The organism is Geodermatophilus poikilotrophus (genome assembly GCF_900111455.1).
Lineage (GTDB): Bacteria > Actinomycetota > Actinomycetes > Mycobacteriales > Geodermatophilaceae > Geodermatophilus > Geodermatophilus poikilotrophus.
On the sequence record NZ_FOIE01000004.1, the window covers coordinates 1 to 14,503 of the forward strand.

At 71.5% G+C, this 14,503-nt stretch carries 18 protein-coding genes; 15 read left to right on the top strand and 3 right to left on the bottom strand.

Features of this window, described 5'->3' with window-relative positions:
• Window positions 1-124: 124 nt before the first annotated feature.
• The 10 genes from BMW27_RS09850 to BMW27_RS09895 all read left to right on the top strand — a co-directional run bounded on the left by BMW27_RS09850 (window position 125) and on the right by BMW27_RS09895 (window position 7,068).
• A complete protein-coding gene (locus tag BMW27_RS09850; protein WP_245743452.1) occupies window positions 125-778 on the top strand; it encodes an ATPase, T2SS/T4P/T4SS family in 654 nt (217 codons plus the stop codon).
• 25 nt (window positions 779-803) lie between these two features.
• On the top strand, window positions 804-2,243 hold the full coding sequence (locus BMW27_RS09855; RefSeq protein WP_091443182.1) for a recombinase family protein: 1,440 nt from the start codon (window positions 804-806) through the stop codon (window positions 2,241-2,243).
• Window positions 2,240-2,617 carry a hypothetical protein gene (locus BMW27_RS09860; RefSeq protein WP_091443184.1) on the top strand — a complete coding sequence of 126 codons (378 nt, stop codon included), beginning with the start codon at window positions 2,240-2,242 and terminating at the stop codon, window positions 2,615-2,617. The genes BMW27_RS09855 and BMW27_RS09860 overlap by 4 nt, the downstream gene beginning before the upstream one ends.
• Window positions 2,618-2,711: 94 nt before the next feature.
• Window positions 2,712-2,924, top strand: a complete 213-nt coding sequence (locus BMW27_RS09865; RefSeq protein WP_091443186.1) for a hypothetical protein — start codon at window positions 2,712-2,714, stop codon at window positions 2,922-2,924.
• Window positions 2,921-3,181 (top strand): hypothetical protein, encoded by a 261-nt coding sequence (locus BMW27_RS09870; RefSeq protein WP_091443188.1) that lies wholly within the window; start codon window positions 2,921-2,923, stop codon window positions 3,179-3,181. The genes BMW27_RS09865 and BMW27_RS09870 overlap by 4 nt, the downstream gene beginning before the upstream one ends.
• The gene (locus BMW27_RS09875) at window positions 3,178-3,528 is read left to right on the top strand and encodes a hypothetical protein (RefSeq protein WP_091443190.1); all 351 of its coding nucleotides are present in this window, start codon (window positions 3,178-3,180) and stop codon (window positions 3,526-3,528) included. Before BMW27_RS09870 ends, BMW27_RS09875 begins: the two co-directional genes overlap by 4 nt.
• Window positions 3,525-4,625, top strand: a complete 1,101-nt coding sequence (locus tag BMW27_RS09880; RefSeq protein ID WP_091443192.1) for a hypothetical protein — start codon at window positions 3,525-3,527, stop codon at window positions 4,623-4,625. Before BMW27_RS09875 ends, BMW27_RS09880 begins: the two co-directional genes overlap by 4 nt.
• A 1,029-nt stretch (window positions 4,626-5,654) precedes the next feature.
• Window positions 5,655-6,119, top strand: a complete 465-nt coding sequence (locus BMW27_RS09885) for a helix-turn-helix domain-containing protein (RefSeq protein ID WP_091443194.1) — start codon at window positions 5,655-5,657, stop codon at window positions 6,117-6,119.
• On the top strand, window positions 6,116-6,391 hold the full coding sequence (locus BMW27_RS09890) for a hypothetical protein (RefSeq protein ID WP_091443196.1): 276 nt from the start codon (window positions 6,116-6,118) through the stop codon (window positions 6,389-6,391). Before BMW27_RS09885 ends, BMW27_RS09890 begins: the two co-directional genes overlap by 4 nt.
• Window positions 6,388-7,068: an E3 binding domain-containing protein gene (locus BMW27_RS09895; protein ID WP_091443198.1), complete on the top strand. Its 681-nt coding sequence runs from the start codon at window positions 6,388-6,390 to the stop codon at window positions 7,066-7,068. Before BMW27_RS09890 ends, BMW27_RS09895 begins: the two co-directional genes overlap by 4 nt.
• A gap of 180 nt (window positions 7,069-7,248) precedes the next feature.
• On the opposite strand, the gene BMW27_RS09900 is transcribed toward BMW27_RS09895, so the two are convergent.
• Window positions 7,249-7,935 (bottom strand): hypothetical protein, encoded by a 687-nt coding sequence (locus tag BMW27_RS09900; RefSeq protein ID WP_091443201.1) that lies wholly within the window; start codon window positions 7,933-7,935, stop codon window positions 7,249-7,251.
• Between the two features lie 18 nt (window positions 7,936-7,953).
• Window positions 7,954-9,066, bottom strand: a complete 1,113-nt coding sequence (locus tag BMW27_RS09905; RefSeq protein ID WP_139206868.1) for a helix-turn-helix domain-containing protein — start codon at window positions 9,064-9,066, stop codon at window positions 7,954-7,956.
• Window positions 9,067-9,271: 205 nt separating this feature from the next.
• Here BMW27_RS09905 and BMW27_RS09910 point away from each other — a divergent pair, with 205 nt between their 5' ends.
• Together BMW27_RS09910 and rpsT are read left to right on the top strand one after the other, a co-directional pair.
• Window positions 9,272-10,333, top strand: a complete 1,062-nt coding sequence (locus tag BMW27_RS09910) for a DNA methyltransferase (RefSeq protein WP_175486460.1) — start codon at window positions 9,272-9,274, stop codon at window positions 10,331-10,333.
• A gap of 509 nt (window positions 10,334-10,842) precedes the next feature.
• Window positions 10,843-11,109 carry a 30S ribosomal protein S20 gene (gene rpsT / locus BMW27_RS09920; RefSeq protein ID WP_091443208.1) on the top strand — a complete coding sequence of 89 codons (267 nt, stop codon included), beginning with the start codon at window positions 10,843-10,845 and terminating at the stop codon, window positions 11,107-11,109.
• A 134-nt stretch (window positions 11,110-11,243) separates the two neighbouring features.
• Here the strand turns inward: rpsT and BMW27_RS09925 are convergent, their stop codons facing one another.
• The gene (locus BMW27_RS09925; protein ID WP_091443211.1) at window positions 11,244-11,948 is read right to left on the bottom strand and encodes a TIGR02391 family protein; all 705 of its coding nucleotides are present in this window, start codon (window positions 11,946-11,948) and stop codon (window positions 11,244-11,246) included.
• Between the two features lie 73 nt (window positions 11,949-12,021).
• On the opposite strand from BMW27_RS09925, the gene BMW27_RS09930 reads away from it, so the two are divergent.
• The 3 genes from BMW27_RS09930 (at window position 12,022) to BMW27_RS09940 (ending at window position 14,499) form a co-directional block, all read left to right on the top strand.
• Window positions 12,022-12,630, top strand: coding sequence for a TadA family conjugal transfer-associated ATPase (locus BMW27_RS09930; RefSeq protein WP_245743454.1), 609 nt, complete (start codon window positions 12,022-12,024; stop codon window positions 12,628-12,630).
• Window positions 12,631-12,703: 73 nt separating this feature from the next.
• Window positions 12,704-13,561 (top strand): type II secretion system F family protein, encoded by an 858-nt coding sequence (locus tag BMW27_RS09935; protein WP_091443213.1) that lies wholly within the window; start codon window positions 12,704-12,706, stop codon window positions 13,559-13,561.
• Window positions 13,558-14,499 carry a type II secretion system F family protein gene (locus BMW27_RS09940; RefSeq protein ID WP_245743455.1) on the top strand — a complete coding sequence of 314 codons (942 nt, stop codon included), beginning with the start codon at window positions 13,558-13,560 and terminating at the stop codon, window positions 14,497-14,499. The genes BMW27_RS09935 and BMW27_RS09940 overlap by 4 nt, the downstream gene beginning before the upstream one ends.
• Window positions 14,500-14,503: the final 4 nt, after the last annotated feature.

The window sequence follows — 14,503 nt, forward strand, 5'->3', positions numbered from 1 at the left end:
GTGACACCCGACCGGGTGGGGCTGGGCGTCGGCCGTCCACAGATCTTGGCGACGCCGGCTCGCGGACCGGCTCGCCCGCCTACTGTCCGTCGTCGTCCTGACCGAGCGTGACGACGGGGGTGCCGTGCCGACCAGTGCGCTGGAGGTCGTCGACGGCGAGGTGCGGGAGCTGATCCGCCGGCGTGGGCTGGACCCGTTCACCGATCCCGGGCCGGTCCGGCTGCTGGTGCGTGACGTGGTGGCCGACTACTCCGAGCGGTCGCTGACCTCGGCGCTGCCGCCGATCGGCGACCCCGACGCGGTGGTCCGCGACGTGCTGGACCGGGTGGCCGGGTTCGGTCCGCTGCAGCGGTGGCTGGACGACCCGGAGGTCGAGGAGATCTGGGTCAACGAGCCGGGCCGGGTGTTCGTGGCCCGGCGGGGGCGCAGTGAGCTGACGACGACGATCCTGGCGCCGGGTGAGCTGGCCGACCTGGTGGAGCGGATGCTGCGCACCTCGGGGCGGCGGATCGACATGTCCACGCCGTTCGTCGACGCGACGATGCCCGATGGGTCGCGGCTGCACGTGGTCATCCCGGACATCACCCGCCGGCACATGGCGGTCAACATCCGCAAGTTCGTGCTGCAGGCGCACTCGCTGGACGAGCTGGTCGCGCTGGGCACGCTCACCCCGCAGGCGGCGCGGTTCCTCGAGGCCGCCGTCGTCTCCGGGCTCAACGTGCTGGTCGCCGGCGGCACCCAGGCCGGCAAGACCACCCTGCTGAACTGTACGAACTGACAGAGGTTGGGCGTAGCGTGGAGGCGTGACCACCTCGCTGACCAGGGCAAACGCTCGCAGCCGTCGCACCGCCCGCACCGCTGACGCCCCCCGCGCCGTCGTCTACTGCCGCATCTCCTCAGATCCGCGCGGCCTTGCCTTGGGCGTCGAGCGCCAGCGTCAGGACTGCCACGAACTCGCTGGCCGCAACGGCTGGCAGGTGGTTGGCACCTACACCGACAACGACATCAGCGCCTACAGCGGCAAGCCCCGGCCGCAGTACGCCGCCCTCATGAGCGCGGTCGAGGCCGGCGAGGTCGATGTGGTGGTCGCGTGGGACCCGGACCGGCTGCACCGCAGCCCCGCCGAGCTGGAGACGTTCATCGGCGCGGTCGAGGGGGCCGGGGTGGCCGTCCACACCGTGCAGGCGGGGGAGTGGGACCTGTCCACCGCGAACGGGCGGCTGCACGCCCGCATGCTGGGCGCGGTGGCGCGGCACGAGTCCGAGCACAAGAGCGAGAGGGTGAGGCGGGCCTTGGAGCAGAACGCCACCGCCGGGCGGTCCCACGGCCGCCGGGCCTACGGGTGGACCCGGGAGTACGCGCCGGAGGGCACCGTGCGCGAGGTCGTCGTGCCCGCCGAGGCCGCCGTGGTCCGCCGCATCGCTGACGCCCTGCTGTCCGGGGAGTCCCTGCGGGCGGTGACCGCCCACCTCAACGAGGACGGGGTGCCGTCGCCGACCGGCAAGCCGTGGGCCAAGGGGATGGTGCGGGCGCTGGTGCTGCGAGAGCGGAACGCCGGGCTGCGCGTCCATCGAGGCGAGGCCGTGGGGGACGGCGCGTGGGAGGCGATCCTGGACCGGGGACGGTGGGAGCAGCTACGGGCCGCCCTGACCGACCCGACGCGGAAGACGGGGACCGGCACGGCCGCCAAGCACCTGCTCTCGGGCATCGCCCGCTGCGGCGTCTGCGGCGCGACGCTGCGCATGGCCCGCAACCGTGGCGTGGACTCTTACGGCTGCTCAGAGCGGCGCTGCGTGATGCGCAAGCAGGCTGACCTGGACGACCTGATCAACGGCATCGTGGTGGAGCGGCTGGCCCGGCCGGACGCCGTGGACCTTTTCACCACCGGCGACACCCCGGACCAGCGGGCGGCGCTGGCCGAGGCCGAGGAGCTGCGGGGGCGGCTGGACGACGCCGCCGACCAGTACGCGGACGGGGCCATCGACGGCCGCCAGCTCGAGCGCATCACCGCCCGGTTGCGCCCCCAGCTCGCGGAGGTCGAGAAGCGACTGCGGACCGTGGACAGTGCGCCGCTGCTGGCCGGGCTGGCGGGCAACCCGAAGGTCCGCGATCTGTGGGAGCGGCTGCCGCTGTCCCGCCGCCGCGCCGTGGTGGCCCTGCTCCTCGACATCCGGCTGCACCGCACCCGCCAGGGGGCGCGGGACTTCGACCCCGAGTGCGTGGAGAGGACGTGGAAGGCGTGAGCGACGTGGTCAAGGTGGTGTGCAGCCGAGGCCATCGCAGGGTGCTGATCGGGACCCTCGGTCACCGCGAGGAGGACCTGCGGCCGTCCATCGGGCCGGAGGACTTCGCGCCCGAGTCCGGCGGGCGGCTGACCGCCGAGGACGTAGAGGCACTGACCCTGCACGCGGGCGCGACAGTGGGACCCGGCCGGGGGGCTATGCGCGAGATGCGGCCGGACGGTGGCACGAAGAACCGGTTCAGGTGCCCTGCCTGCCATCTGGACGTGGCGGTGTCCTGGGAGACGCTGAACGGCCGGGAAGTCGCACGGAAGTTGCGCGCGGCCGGGTTCACGCACGTGGAGCTGTCATACCTGGCAGCTAGCCTGTCTAGGTAGCCGCTAGCGCGGTGAGCTCGGCGCAGGGGCAGCACGTCTGCGATCTCAGCTCCTTGGTGGGGAGGCGATCTCGCCTGCCCTGGGAGTACCCCCCGTGTCCTGGACACATCACCGCGCCCGTGTCGCCGCGCTGTCTCGTGACCGAGCCTCCGATGACCCCGAGCTGCTGGACGCCCGGCGCAGGCTGCGCGCCGAGCGCCTCGCCAAGGCCATCCGGGAGACCGTCGATGCCGCTCCGCCTCTGACCGACCCCCAGCGCCGAGAGCTGGCCGCACTGCTGCACGACCCTGCCGGGGGCACCCGGTGAGCGGCCGCACGAGTCAGCTGCCCTCGACCGTGGGCCTATCCGCCGCCGAGCGCCTCGTGCTCGGTCACCTGCGGGACGTGGGGCGCGCCCGCAGCGGCGCGCGGCTGGACCTGGCCCGGGTGGCCGCGTGCGTGTGTCTACCCCGAGAAGACGTCGACGCCGCCGTCAACGGCCTGCTCGCTCGCCAACTTCTGCACCAGCACGCGGACGGCCGCGTCGTCGTCCTGCGCCAGCCGGGCGGGGGTGAGCAGACGTGACCTGGAACGGCGCGGCCCGGCCTCCGCTCTCGACGGAAGACCGGGCCGATACCAGGGAGACCGCCGCCGCCAAGCTGACCGCCTCGACGTCCGACGATACGGCCGGGGCTGACAGTTCCGGGCGGCTGGCCGCGCTCGTCGCCTACGTCATCGACGGCCGTGACCGCCTGCCGCTCGACCGACTGTGCTCGGCCGCCTACGACGGCCGCGCGGCGGTCGAGGACGGAGCCGACCGGGTGGCCGTCATCGCGGCGCTGACCGCAGCAGCGGAGGCCGCCGGGGTGCCACGGCGCGTGGCCGAGGCCGTCCTCCGGCAAACCCTGCGGGACCGAGGCGCGGAGCGGTGACCGGCCGCGAGCGGGCGCTGGGCGGGACGTACGTCGACCTGATCCGCGACGGCGCTGACGTGGCCGACGACTACGGGGCCGAGTACGACCGGCGCGTCTGGAAGGCCCTCAACAGCACCGCCATCAGCGCCATGCAGGCCGGGTACGACTTCGCCCGGTGGACCAGCTTCCTCGATGAGGCCGCCAGCAGCCTCGGTCGACAAGCGCGGCGGGCCGGTGGCCGCAAGGAGCGCAGCACCCGCGCCTACCGCCAGCTCCTCGGCAAGGTCTGGGACAACGCCGAGAAGTTCGTGAAGGCGCACCCGCTGCCCACCGACGCCGAGGTGGCCGTCCGCATCGCCGGCGTCCGCGAGTTCGTGGCCGACGCCGATGTCGACATCGCGGCCAGCCAGCGGGCCGTCCTCGCCGCCGCCTGCGACCTGGCCGAGCAGCACGGCACGACCCGCCCGGCGCTCCCGCTCCACGAGCTTGTGGCCCGCACCGGCCTGACGCAGAAGGCCGTGCGCCACGCGCTCGCGAAGTCGGATGGGGAGGGGCTGCTGACCCGCGAGCGCGCCGGGGACGTCCGACGGCGGCGAGCCGCCCTGTACCGCCTGCCGTCGCCCGCCACGCTCGCAGGGGCACGTACACCCCCGAAGACAGGGCTATGTGCCCCTCGCGCACAGAGCTATGTGCCCCTGAATCGGCGTGACACGAGCGTGACAGCGAGCGTGACAGACGCCGACGCCGCCGACCGGAAGCGCCAGCAGGACCGCGAGCGGCAGCGCCGACACCGGCTGCACGGCCGGGGCGATCACAGCCTGTGCACCCACCCGGCAAACCCCATGCTCGCCGCCAGCGGTCTGCCCGTGCACGTCCCGCACCAGCGGGCCACCACCAGCGCCACCCCCACCACCGAGGAGAACGACACCGTGAACCTGACCGATCTGGCCCGCGCCAACGCCGAGATCAACCGCCTGAAGGACGAGATCCGCGAGGACCTGCGCGCCGAGCTGCTGGCCGAGCTGGGGCTGGCTGACCGCCACACCGCGCCCGTCCGGCACCTGCGGCCCGTGGACGACCGCGCCACCTCGCCCTCGATGGAGACCGCGCGATGACCACCGGCGGCGCTGGAACTGGACGCCTGGAGAAACCCGGTAGGGAGCCGGCGATGACGTCCACCCCCGGCGTCCCCTCCCGCGTGCCTCCCCGCGCCGACCTAGGCGAACGCCCCAAGTGGCCCGCTGTCGTCAGACGTCGGGGCGCTTGGGCCGCTCACACCAGAGACACCGCGATGGGCCGACGTCGGGGACGACGTGGTAGCGGCTCCGCACACGCCCACGCGGCCCAGGGCCGCGCGCCCACGGGACCCCCGCGCTCTGCTCTGCCAACCCCGCAGGACCAGCGCCAGCCCGCTCCAGCCCCGCACTCCCGCAGCAGCGCGGGCACAGGCACGCACACACAAGGGCAGGCAGACACGTGAGCAAAAACCCACCGTCGAGCAAACGACGCAGCGCCAGCGCGATGCAGACACGAACCGAACGCGGCCTCGGATACGAGCACGTACGCAACCGGAAGCGGCTGATCGCTCGGCACATCGACGGAACGCCGTGCCCGTGTCTGGCCGAAGACGCATGCGGACCGTCGTGTCTGTGCCGACGCGCAGGCCACGCGCTTCCGATGTACCGCGACGCCGCGCTGAACGCTGACGGACTTCCACTCGAAGCCGACCACACACTCGCACGCTCGCAGGGAGGCATGCGTGCGGACCGCCTACTGCTGGCCACGTGCAACAGGTCCCGAGGTGACGGCACCCGCTACGGCCGCACAGGCGAGGTCAGCCACGAAGACCGCGCACGCCGAGGCAACGGCACCGACGGCCCCTGGTCCCTGAACGAGTCCCTGGGCATCCCCGCGCCGCCCTGGTGGACCCGCGACTGGCTCGGGCCGCAGTGACCGCGCACACCAGCGCCGCAGGCAGCCCCCCCGAAAATTGGGATCGGGGTGGGTCGGCACTCCCGCCGCTGAGTCCCTCATTACCCCCCAGTCGTCCGGAGGGACGAATCGAGGCCCCCGATGACCGGCTGTGACCTTCGGGCCGGCTCGGGCTGCGACGGCGGGCTGTCGGTGCGTCCTGGGGTGACCCGGTGACGCTGACCGACCCGGACCGCCGATGGCCCACCGTGGCCGCCGCCGACACCTACGCGGTGACCATGCCCGGCGCGGTCCTGCTGTCGTCCCGCCAGTCGATCCTCGACGTCCTGCGGGCCTTGCAGGCAGTCGAGCGACGCATGCGCGGCCAGGGTCAGGCGGTGCCGCCCCGGGTGCTCCGCCTGATGGTGGACCTCGAGCGCGCCTTAGCGGACCACCAGGCCGCCGCGAGTGCCGCGACCGGTACTGCGGCACTACCGGAGGCGGACCCCTCGCCATCGTGGGAGGCGGCGGAGCGGGTGGATGTTGAGACGGCCGCGCGTCTGCTGGGGGTCAGCGTCCGCATGGTGCGGAAGCTGGCCGCCGCCGGACGGCTCGCCGCACAGAAGCGGGGCGGGTCCTGGGAGTTGGACCGGGCCGATGTGGAGCGCGCGGCCCGCGAGAGGAGCACCGCAGCATGAGGACGATCCCCACGGTCGACGAAGCCGCTGCCCTGGCGCGGCCCCAGGACGACATTGACAGCCCCGAGCTGCGGGCACAGCGGGCTATCGAGCCGTTGTTCGTGGATGCGCACCGCCGCGCCGGGCTACACCTGCGGACCCCGCAGGACGTAGCCGCCGACCTGGCCGCTGCCCGCCAGCGGTCTGAGGAGGCTGAACGGCGCGCCGCCGAGCGCGACATCGACCTGCGGCTGGCCTACGCCCGTGCAATCGCGAGTGGGGCCGTCCGGTGACCGGCCGCATCGCCCGCCCCGCACCCACGGCGGCAGCCACGCGGCTGGCCTCCGCGCTGGGCATCAGCCTCGCCGGCGTCGCGGGCAGCGGCCCCGGCTGTCAGATCACCGAGGACGACGTGCGTGCGGTAGCCGCGCGGCGGGACTACCGGGCGGGCACGTCCCACCTGGCTGGGGTGCCCACCGAGTCCCGGTCGCTGACCACCGGGGGCCGTCTGGCCGTCGACCCCGCCGTCGTCTCCGCGAACACGCGGGTGGGTGTCTCTGACCCGGACGTGCGGACGCTGGCCAACACGCGTGGTGTCTTCCTGTCCCGGGTGAAGGGCACCGGCACCGGCGGTGCGATCACCCCGTCCGACGTGCTGACCGCCGCCGCCGTGCAGGACCACCAGCGTGCCGTCGCGCACCGGGCGGCCTTCCCCGCACCGAAGCCCGAGCCGGCCTGGGAGCCGCCGCCGTTCACCGCGTCCGGCATCGACCCGAAGGCGCTGCTGGACGTGCCCGCGCCGGTGCGCCCGGCGATGGCCGCCGCCGAGACCACGGCTGCGGCCTATGCCCTGCGGGAGAGGTACGCGGGCATGACCGACGACGAGGCGCGCGGCGCGCTGGCCCGGGACCGGGCGGTGTCCTGCGACCACGGCGGCATCGGCCCCACCCGCCGCAACGTCTGGGGCTGACCGCGCGGGACACCGCCGCCCGATGACTCGCGGCGACCGGGTCACCTCATAGTCCTCGTGCCCGGCCGCCGCGACCCCACGCCCCGCTAGACACAGATGTGCACTTGCCTCTGTGGTTCAACTACGCACCCCGCCGCCGCCTGGGTCTCACAGCAGTTGTGCGGGAACCGATGCCGTGAACTAGCGGAGTCGCCTCTGCCAATCCCATACGTGGAAGTCGAGAATCGCCGAGGACACGCCCAACTCCGTCGCTGCAAGCTCCAACAAGCGTCCGGCCGCTGCAGTCTCCAATAGGCGGCTTGGCACTCCAGTGGCATCTGATACAAACCTGGCGATCAGGCGATCCGGCTTCACACCTGGGACCCCAGCCAGAATCAGTAAGTAGTGCCAGGTCGCCCCCGTGCCACGGCCAACCACCGCAGACCAGCCTGCATGTAACTCGGCTAGCTTGGCTGGATCCTCGGCAGCGACCCGTACCTCGGCGGTGCTGGCGGCACCCAGCTCAACCAGGACGCTGGCCGCCCGCTCGATGACCTCGGCTTTGAAGGGGGCCCCCGGCCGCGGAGGCGTCCTGTTGCGGGTGCCGATCTGCTTCATCCACCCCTCTGTGCCCAAGTCCCTGAAGCTTGCCAGCAGTTCCACGGCTCCGTCCGTGTCAGCGTTGCCGCCCGAGGTCGCGCGGTACGCGCGGTAGCGGCCGACGACGGCTTCAACGACCGAGTGCGAGATCCCGGGGGACTGAACCGCTTCGATGACGCAGAGGGCCAAGCTGTCCGGGTACGTCGGCGGGGTGGCCAGCTGCCGCAGGTCCCCCAGCAGGGGACGGCATCGAGCGACGAGTGCGGCGACCGCGTCATCGGCCTTCATGCTGCGCAGCCTTCCAGGTCAGGTCAGCCCTTGGCGATCCCTCCACTTGCGCAGCAGGTAGGCGGAGAACACGTCGTCTGGGTCGCTGAAGTCGCAGACGTGGATACGAGCCGAGGCCCGCTGCCCTTCCGGGGTGGAAATCGTATTTGTGTTGTAGCTGAAGCAGGCATCGAACTTGCGGTCGCGTTCGATATCCAGACGCTTCGCACTCACCCTTTCGTCACCGCCCTGTGCGGGTCCGAGCTCGCCACGGTTGAGCGGGTTAGGGCTCGGTGTCGCCTTGCAGTCCATGGTGACGAGCGGAGATGCGTAGCCTCGGGCGATGAGTTGCTGGCTGAGGGGGACGTCGTCAGTCCTCCGCTCAGCGAAACTTGCCTTGACGTGAATCACACCGAAGGCCTCGTGGCGGTTGCGCAGATGACCGACCGCGATCACATCAGCCTTATCCGAGCCGGCTACGTCGACGACTCCCATCTGGCTCAGGAGGTCGCGCTTGCGATCCGGTTCAGGCATTTCCAGATGCATGCCGATGGTCCGCAGGTACGGGTTGTAGTGCTGCAGAAGCACGGCTTCAAGTCCCCACCCGCCAGCACGACGCCAGGACTGTCCCCAGTCTCGTCCGTCCTGGCTCGCGGGGTGGTTGAAATTGTCCTGGTAAGCGTGGCTCACCAGGAAGTACCAGATGTCGGAGGGGTTGATGTGAGGCCATCGTCGGACCGCTTCCAAGAAGCAGGCGACCACGGCCTCCCGCTTGCGGCCGACAGCCAGTTCATCGCGGAGCGCGCGGACGACGTCGTTCAGGTCCTCCACGCTGGCGTCTTCAAAGACCACCTCGGCGCGATGCGCTCCCATCGGGAACGTCAGGTGGAGGTTGCTGCCGACCTCCACGGCTGACAGGTGGCGGTCAATGGTGATGTTGTCGTCACCCAGCTCGAAGCCCTCGAACAGCGTGGGTAGGTCGCTGCCGTACGCGCTTACAACGGCGGCCAGGGTGTTCAGGCTCGGCTCGATCTCGCCCGCCTCAAGCCTGCGGACCCAGCCAGGCCCGACCACGAGTAGTTCCTCGGCCTCCGCGTACGACAGGCCGGCATCCTCGCGGAGCTGCCTGAGCTGGGCGAAGAGCTTACGCATACCGGGGTGCACGGTAGCCGACGGTAACTTGAGGCTGGACTCGGGACCAGGCTGTCTCAACTCTGGAGTGTCACAGCGGGCCCGTAGCGTGTCCTCACGTCAGCAGGCGGACGACTTGCCTAGCGTGTTGCCGTCGCAGCCGAGCGCTTACAGGGGGTCAATCGGGATGGGGCAATCGTCACTGGGGCCGTTTCCCCTCAACCGGGTGACCAAGGGCGACAGCCGCAAGCTGATCTTGGACCTCCCGGACGAGTCCCTGGACGTGGTGGTGACATCGCCGCCCTACTGGGGTCAGCGCATGTCTGAGGGGACCGGCGTGGAGGAGGATCCCCGCGAGTACGTCGAAGGGCTGCGGGAGCTCTTCGGCAGCCTACTAACGAAGGTGAAGCCCAGTGGCTTGCTGTGGATCAACATCGGCGACGCCTTCAACACCCCGGTCAACTGGCGGGAGGCGGATAGGACCTACAGCACGCTTGGACCAGACGCTGCGGGCCTGAACCCGGACAACTCCGCCTACGTCAAGCCACGCCATAAGCGTCGGGCCTTCATCGAGAAGGAGACGCCTTGGCTCACGTACGGCAACATGCTGGGCTTGCCCTACCGCCTGGTCTTGGGCATGCAGGATGACGGTTGGCTGTCACGCGGCGAAGTCATCTGGAAGAAGCGCAATCCTATGCCGGAGGGGCGCTGCCGCCGTCCACACCGCCAGCATGAGTCCATCTACCTCTTCGCCCGGGATGAGCGACACTCGTTCCGCACGTCACCGCCTGTGGGTTCGGTATGGGAATTCCCAAACGAGAAGATCGACGGCTTGGCGCACTACTCCCGCTTCCCACTGGAGTTGCCCAAGCGTTGCCTTGAGGCGTACGGGACCACAGGCGAGGACGTGATCGCGTTCGATCCGTTCAGTGGGTCCGGCACCACTGGGGTAGCAGCCCGCCGTCTTGGCATGTCGTATGTAGGCTTTGAAATCGATGGCGACCAGGTTGACGCCTCCAATAAGCGACTGATGAGCGATGAGAGCGCGCTGCAGCCCGTCCAGAGCACCCGTGGCCGACCACCGGTCGAGCGGCCCGCCCGTCCTGCAACCATCCGCGCGTGGGCGATACGGCAGGGGATTGAGGTTCCTGACCGCGGGCGCATCCCGGACGACCTGCGCCGGAGGTTTCTGGAGGCTACGACCGTCGCGCCGACGGGCCTGCCAGGCGAAGGGAGCGCAACACCAGAGGCCCTAGAAACGCCAGACGCCCTCGGTGCGCTCATCTAGTCTTGCGCCGCCTCGGCGTGCCTCATCGGACAGGGCTGCGGTGAGGAACCCGACGGCGGCGGCGACTGGCCGGTGCCCGGCTGCATCGTCGTGGCTCCAGTCCGTCGTTGCGTGACCCCGTTCCTGTCGAGGATGTTGCGGACGGCTGAGAAGAACGGTCAGTCAGCTCGGCCAGCTCACGCAGGGAACCTCCACTTGCATAGCCGTCGAGGATGAAGCGCTCGACTCGGGCCTGCACAGCTCCGTCGGGTCGCGGCTTCGCCGAGCCGGCGAGCTCGGGCAGCGCCCGCAGCTGGGGACGTGGCGGGTATGGCACGGCGTGACGCTAGGGCAGGGGCGGATCCGGAGTAGCGGCCCGAGGAGGTTTCGCCCACTCACTGTGATGACGCCTTCAGAACCAGTCGGCCGACGCTGATATCTTCATGGACCAGTCCATGATCGCAGGCTGTCGAACCCGCGTGTCCGGACGCATTGTCAGACTCCTTCCAGCGAGACACCGAGGCGCACGCGTGGCGAACATCAAGTCCCAGATGAAGCGGATCAAGACCAACGAGAGGGCGCGTCAGCGCAACGTGGCCGTCCGGTCCGCGTTGAAGACGGCCGTCCGGCGCGTGCGCACCGCCGCCGAGTCCGGCGACGCCGCCGCTGCAGCCACCGCCTTCCAGGCCGCTGCCAAGCAGCTGGACAAGGCCGCCAGCAAGGGCGTCATCCACAAGAACCAGGCCGCCAACCGCAAGTCGGGTCTGGCCAAGCAGGTCGCTGGCCTCCAGGGCTGACCAAGCCCCTCCGTCGAGCCCCTCTCCCGCATCGGGAGGGGGGCTTGACGCATGTCTGAGGCCGCTTCCGTGCCGTGGGCCCAACTGGGCAAGAAGCGGCTCCTATGTCTAGCTGACAGTCTCCGGACGCACTGTTAGTCAGCCGCCTCCACGGTTGCCGCGTCCAGCACGCGTGCCAGGACGCTGAGGGCCGCCAGCGCCTCCAGCGCCCGCTGCTCTTCCCACTCCTCCGTCACGTTGTGGGTCGCCGGATTCCGTAGTAGCGAGAAGACCCCTCTGGCGAAGAAGAGCGTCCCGCCCTGCAGCGCCTCCTCGAATGGCCGCCCCGGTGTAGCCGGGACTCGCAGACGGGGCTTGCCGGGCGCGGGCGGCTTCTCGCTCAGCGCCTCCGTCATCAGGGCGTGGTCGGCCACGTCCCAGCGGTCTAGCTTGCTCTGCACCTTGAGGCTGAGGTTCCCGGCTGCGGCGGCCACGGCCTGCCGGTAGTGCTTCGTGGTCCACAGGGGTGCAGCCGTCTCCCAGACCCACGAATGGAAGCCGCTGGCGGGGAACTGTGGTCCTGCCGGGGCGAACGCTCGCTCCACCGCGTCACGGTCGCGGAGTACCCCCTGGGCGCGCAGGATGGCCTCGCGGTGCTCGACGCGGCCGCCCGGTGTCTTGCCGGTGGCTCGCAGCCACTCCCCGCAGTCCTGCAAGACCCGCCGAAGGGTTGGCTGCGCCCGCATGATGTCGGCAGCAATCAGCTCCGGGTCTCGTGACGGGCTGTCGGAGTCGATGTCGTCCAGCAGGGCGAGGTAGTTCTTGAAGAAGCCGAGGGCGAATCGGGGGGCGACGGGCACCGCGCCAGGCTAGATCGGGGCACCGATCTACCTGACCACGCCACGTAACTCACGCCGCCCCGCACATTTCACGTTGCTGAACTGCCTGTGCGCCGCGATCCCGGCGCGCGAGCGGGTCATCACCTGCGAGGAGGTCTTCGAGCTGCGCGTGCCGCTCCCCGACGTCGTCGCGATGCAGACCCGCCAGCCCAACCTCGAGGGCGCCGGGGAGATCCCGCTGCGCCGCCTGGTCAAGGAGGCGCTGCGGATGCGCCCCTCCCGCATCGTGGTCGGCGAGGTGCGGCAGGAGGAGTGCCTCGACCTGCTCATCGCGCTGAACTCCGGGCTGCCGGGCATGTGCACGTTGCACGCCAACAGCGCCCGCGAGGCGATCACGAAGATGTGCACCTTGCCGCTGCTGGCCGGCGAGAACATCGGCCACGCCTTCGTCGTCCCCACGGTGGCCGCCAGTGTCGACCTGGTCGTGCACGTCGGCAGCGACCCGGACGGACGCCGCCGGGTGCGCGAGATCGTCGCCGTCCCGGGCCGCGCCGAGGACGGCGTCATCGAGCTCGCCGACGTCTTCAGCACCCGCGACGGCCGGCTGGTCCGCAGCTCCGGCTACCCGCCGCACCCCGAGCGCTTCGCCGCCTCCGGCTTCGACCTCCCCGCCCTGCTCGACGACGCCCGGTGGGGGTCGTGACCGAGCTCGCGAGGTCACGCATGGACCGAGCACCGTCGGGCACGGGGCTGACGGGCGCCGGCGAGGCGGCCGCGTGACCGGCGCCCTGCTCGGGTTGCTGCTCGGCGTCGGCCTGCTGCTGGTCTGGCGCAGCGGCCCGCGCGCCCCGCAGCGCCGGGACCGCTCCCGCACGCCGTCGCGGCGGCAGCAGAACCTGGCCGCGGCCGGCCTCACCGGCATCAACGCCGCTCAGCTGACCGCGCTGCAGGTGGGGCTGGGCATGCTCGTCGCGGTCGTCGTCCTGCTCACCACCGGCACGGTCACCGTCAGCCTGTTGTTCGGCGCCTTCGCCGCGGCGTTGCCCGTCGTGCAGGTGCGCCGGCTGGCGGTCAAGCGACGGGCGGACCTGCGCGAGGTGTGGCCGGAGGTCGTGGACAACCTCGCCTCTGCCGTCCGGGCCGGGCTGTCGCTGCCCGAGGCGCTGTCGGCGCTGTCGACCCGCGGGCCGGAGGTGCTGCGGCCGCCGTTCGCCCGGTTCGCCGCGGAGTACCGCTCCAGCGGGCGTTTCGGGACCGGTCTCGACCGGCTCAAGGACGACCTGGCCGACCCGGTCGGGGACCGGATCGTCGAGACGCTGCGGGTGGCCCGCGAGGTCGGCGGCAGCGACCTGGGCCGGGTGCTGCGGACCCTCTCCTCGTTCCTGCGCGAGGACGCCCGCGCCCGCGCGGAGCTGGAGACCCGGCAGGGCTGGGTGGTGCAGGCCGCGCGGCTGGCCGTCGCCGCGCCGTGGGTGGTGCTGCTCCTGCTGGCCACCCAGTCCGCGACGCTGAAGGCCTACGACTCCCAGCTGGGGACGGCGATCCTGCTCGGCGGCGCGGCGGTCTGCCTGGCCTCCTACCGGCTGATGCTGCGGATCGGCCGGCTTCCGCAGGACGTGCGGGTGCTGCAGTGAACGCGACGCTCGCCGGGATGTTGCTCGGTCTGGCCGCGGCGGCCGGCGTGCTGCTCGTGGTCACCTTCGCGCCGCCGTTCCGGTCGGTGCGCCTGGTCGACCGGCTGGCGCCCTACGTGCACGACACCCCGCCGCCGTCCCGGCTGCTCGGCACCGCCACCGAGACCGGGCTGCTCACTGCCGTCCGGCGGCTGTTCGGGCCGGTGGTCGCCGACGGCGCCCGCTTCGTCGACCGGGTGCTCGGCGGCCGCACGGCGGTGCGGCGCCGGCTCGACGCGCTGGGCAGCGACGCCGGCGTGGAGGACTTCCGCGTCGAGCAGGTGGTGTGGGGTGGCCTCGGGCTGCTGGGCGCGGCGCTGCTGGCGACGGTTGGTTCACTGCTGGCCGGGGACGTCAACGTGCTGTCGGTGGCGCTGCTGTGCGTGGCCGGGCTGGTCGGTGGCGTGCTCGGGCGGGACTGGTGGCTGACCCAGCAGGTGCAGTGGCGCGAGGAGCTGCTGCTCGCGGAGTTCCCCGTGGTGGCCGAGCTGCTGGCGCTGGCGGTGACGGCGGGGGAGAGCCCGACCGCGGCGATCGCCCGGGTGACCCGGCTGTCCGGTGGTGAGCTCGCCGGCGAGCTGGGTGCGGCCCTGGGCCGGGCCCGCGCTGGGGTGCCGCTGGCCGACGCGCTGCAGCAGGTCGCCGACCGCACCTCGCTGGACCCGCTGGCCCGGTTCGTCGACGGGCTGCTCGTGGCCCTGGAGCGCGGCACGCCGCTGGCCGAGGTGCTGCGCGCGCAGGCCGCGGACGTGCGCGAGGCCGGCAAGCGCCGGCTGCTCGAGGCCGGCGGCCGCAAGGAGATCGCGATGATGGTTCCGGTCGTCTTCCTGGTGCTGCCGGTGACCGTCCTGTTCGCGCTCTACCCCGGCTTGATCAGCATCGTCTCGCTGGCCCGATGAGCCG

Coding starts and splice junctions, on each gene's coding strand:
- BMW27_RS09890 (WP_091443196.1), top strand. CDS start 6,116: ATGAGGACGATCCCCACGGTCGACGAAGCCGCTGCCCTGGCGCGGCCC.
- BMW27_RS09905 (WP_139206868.1), bottom strand. CDS start 9,066: ATGCGTAAGCTCTTCGCCCAGCTCAGGCAGCTCCGCGAGGATGCCGGC.
- BMW27_RS09900 (WP_091443201.1), bottom strand. CDS start 7,935: ATGAAGGCCGATGACGCGGTCGCCGCACTCGTCGCTCGATGCCGTCCC.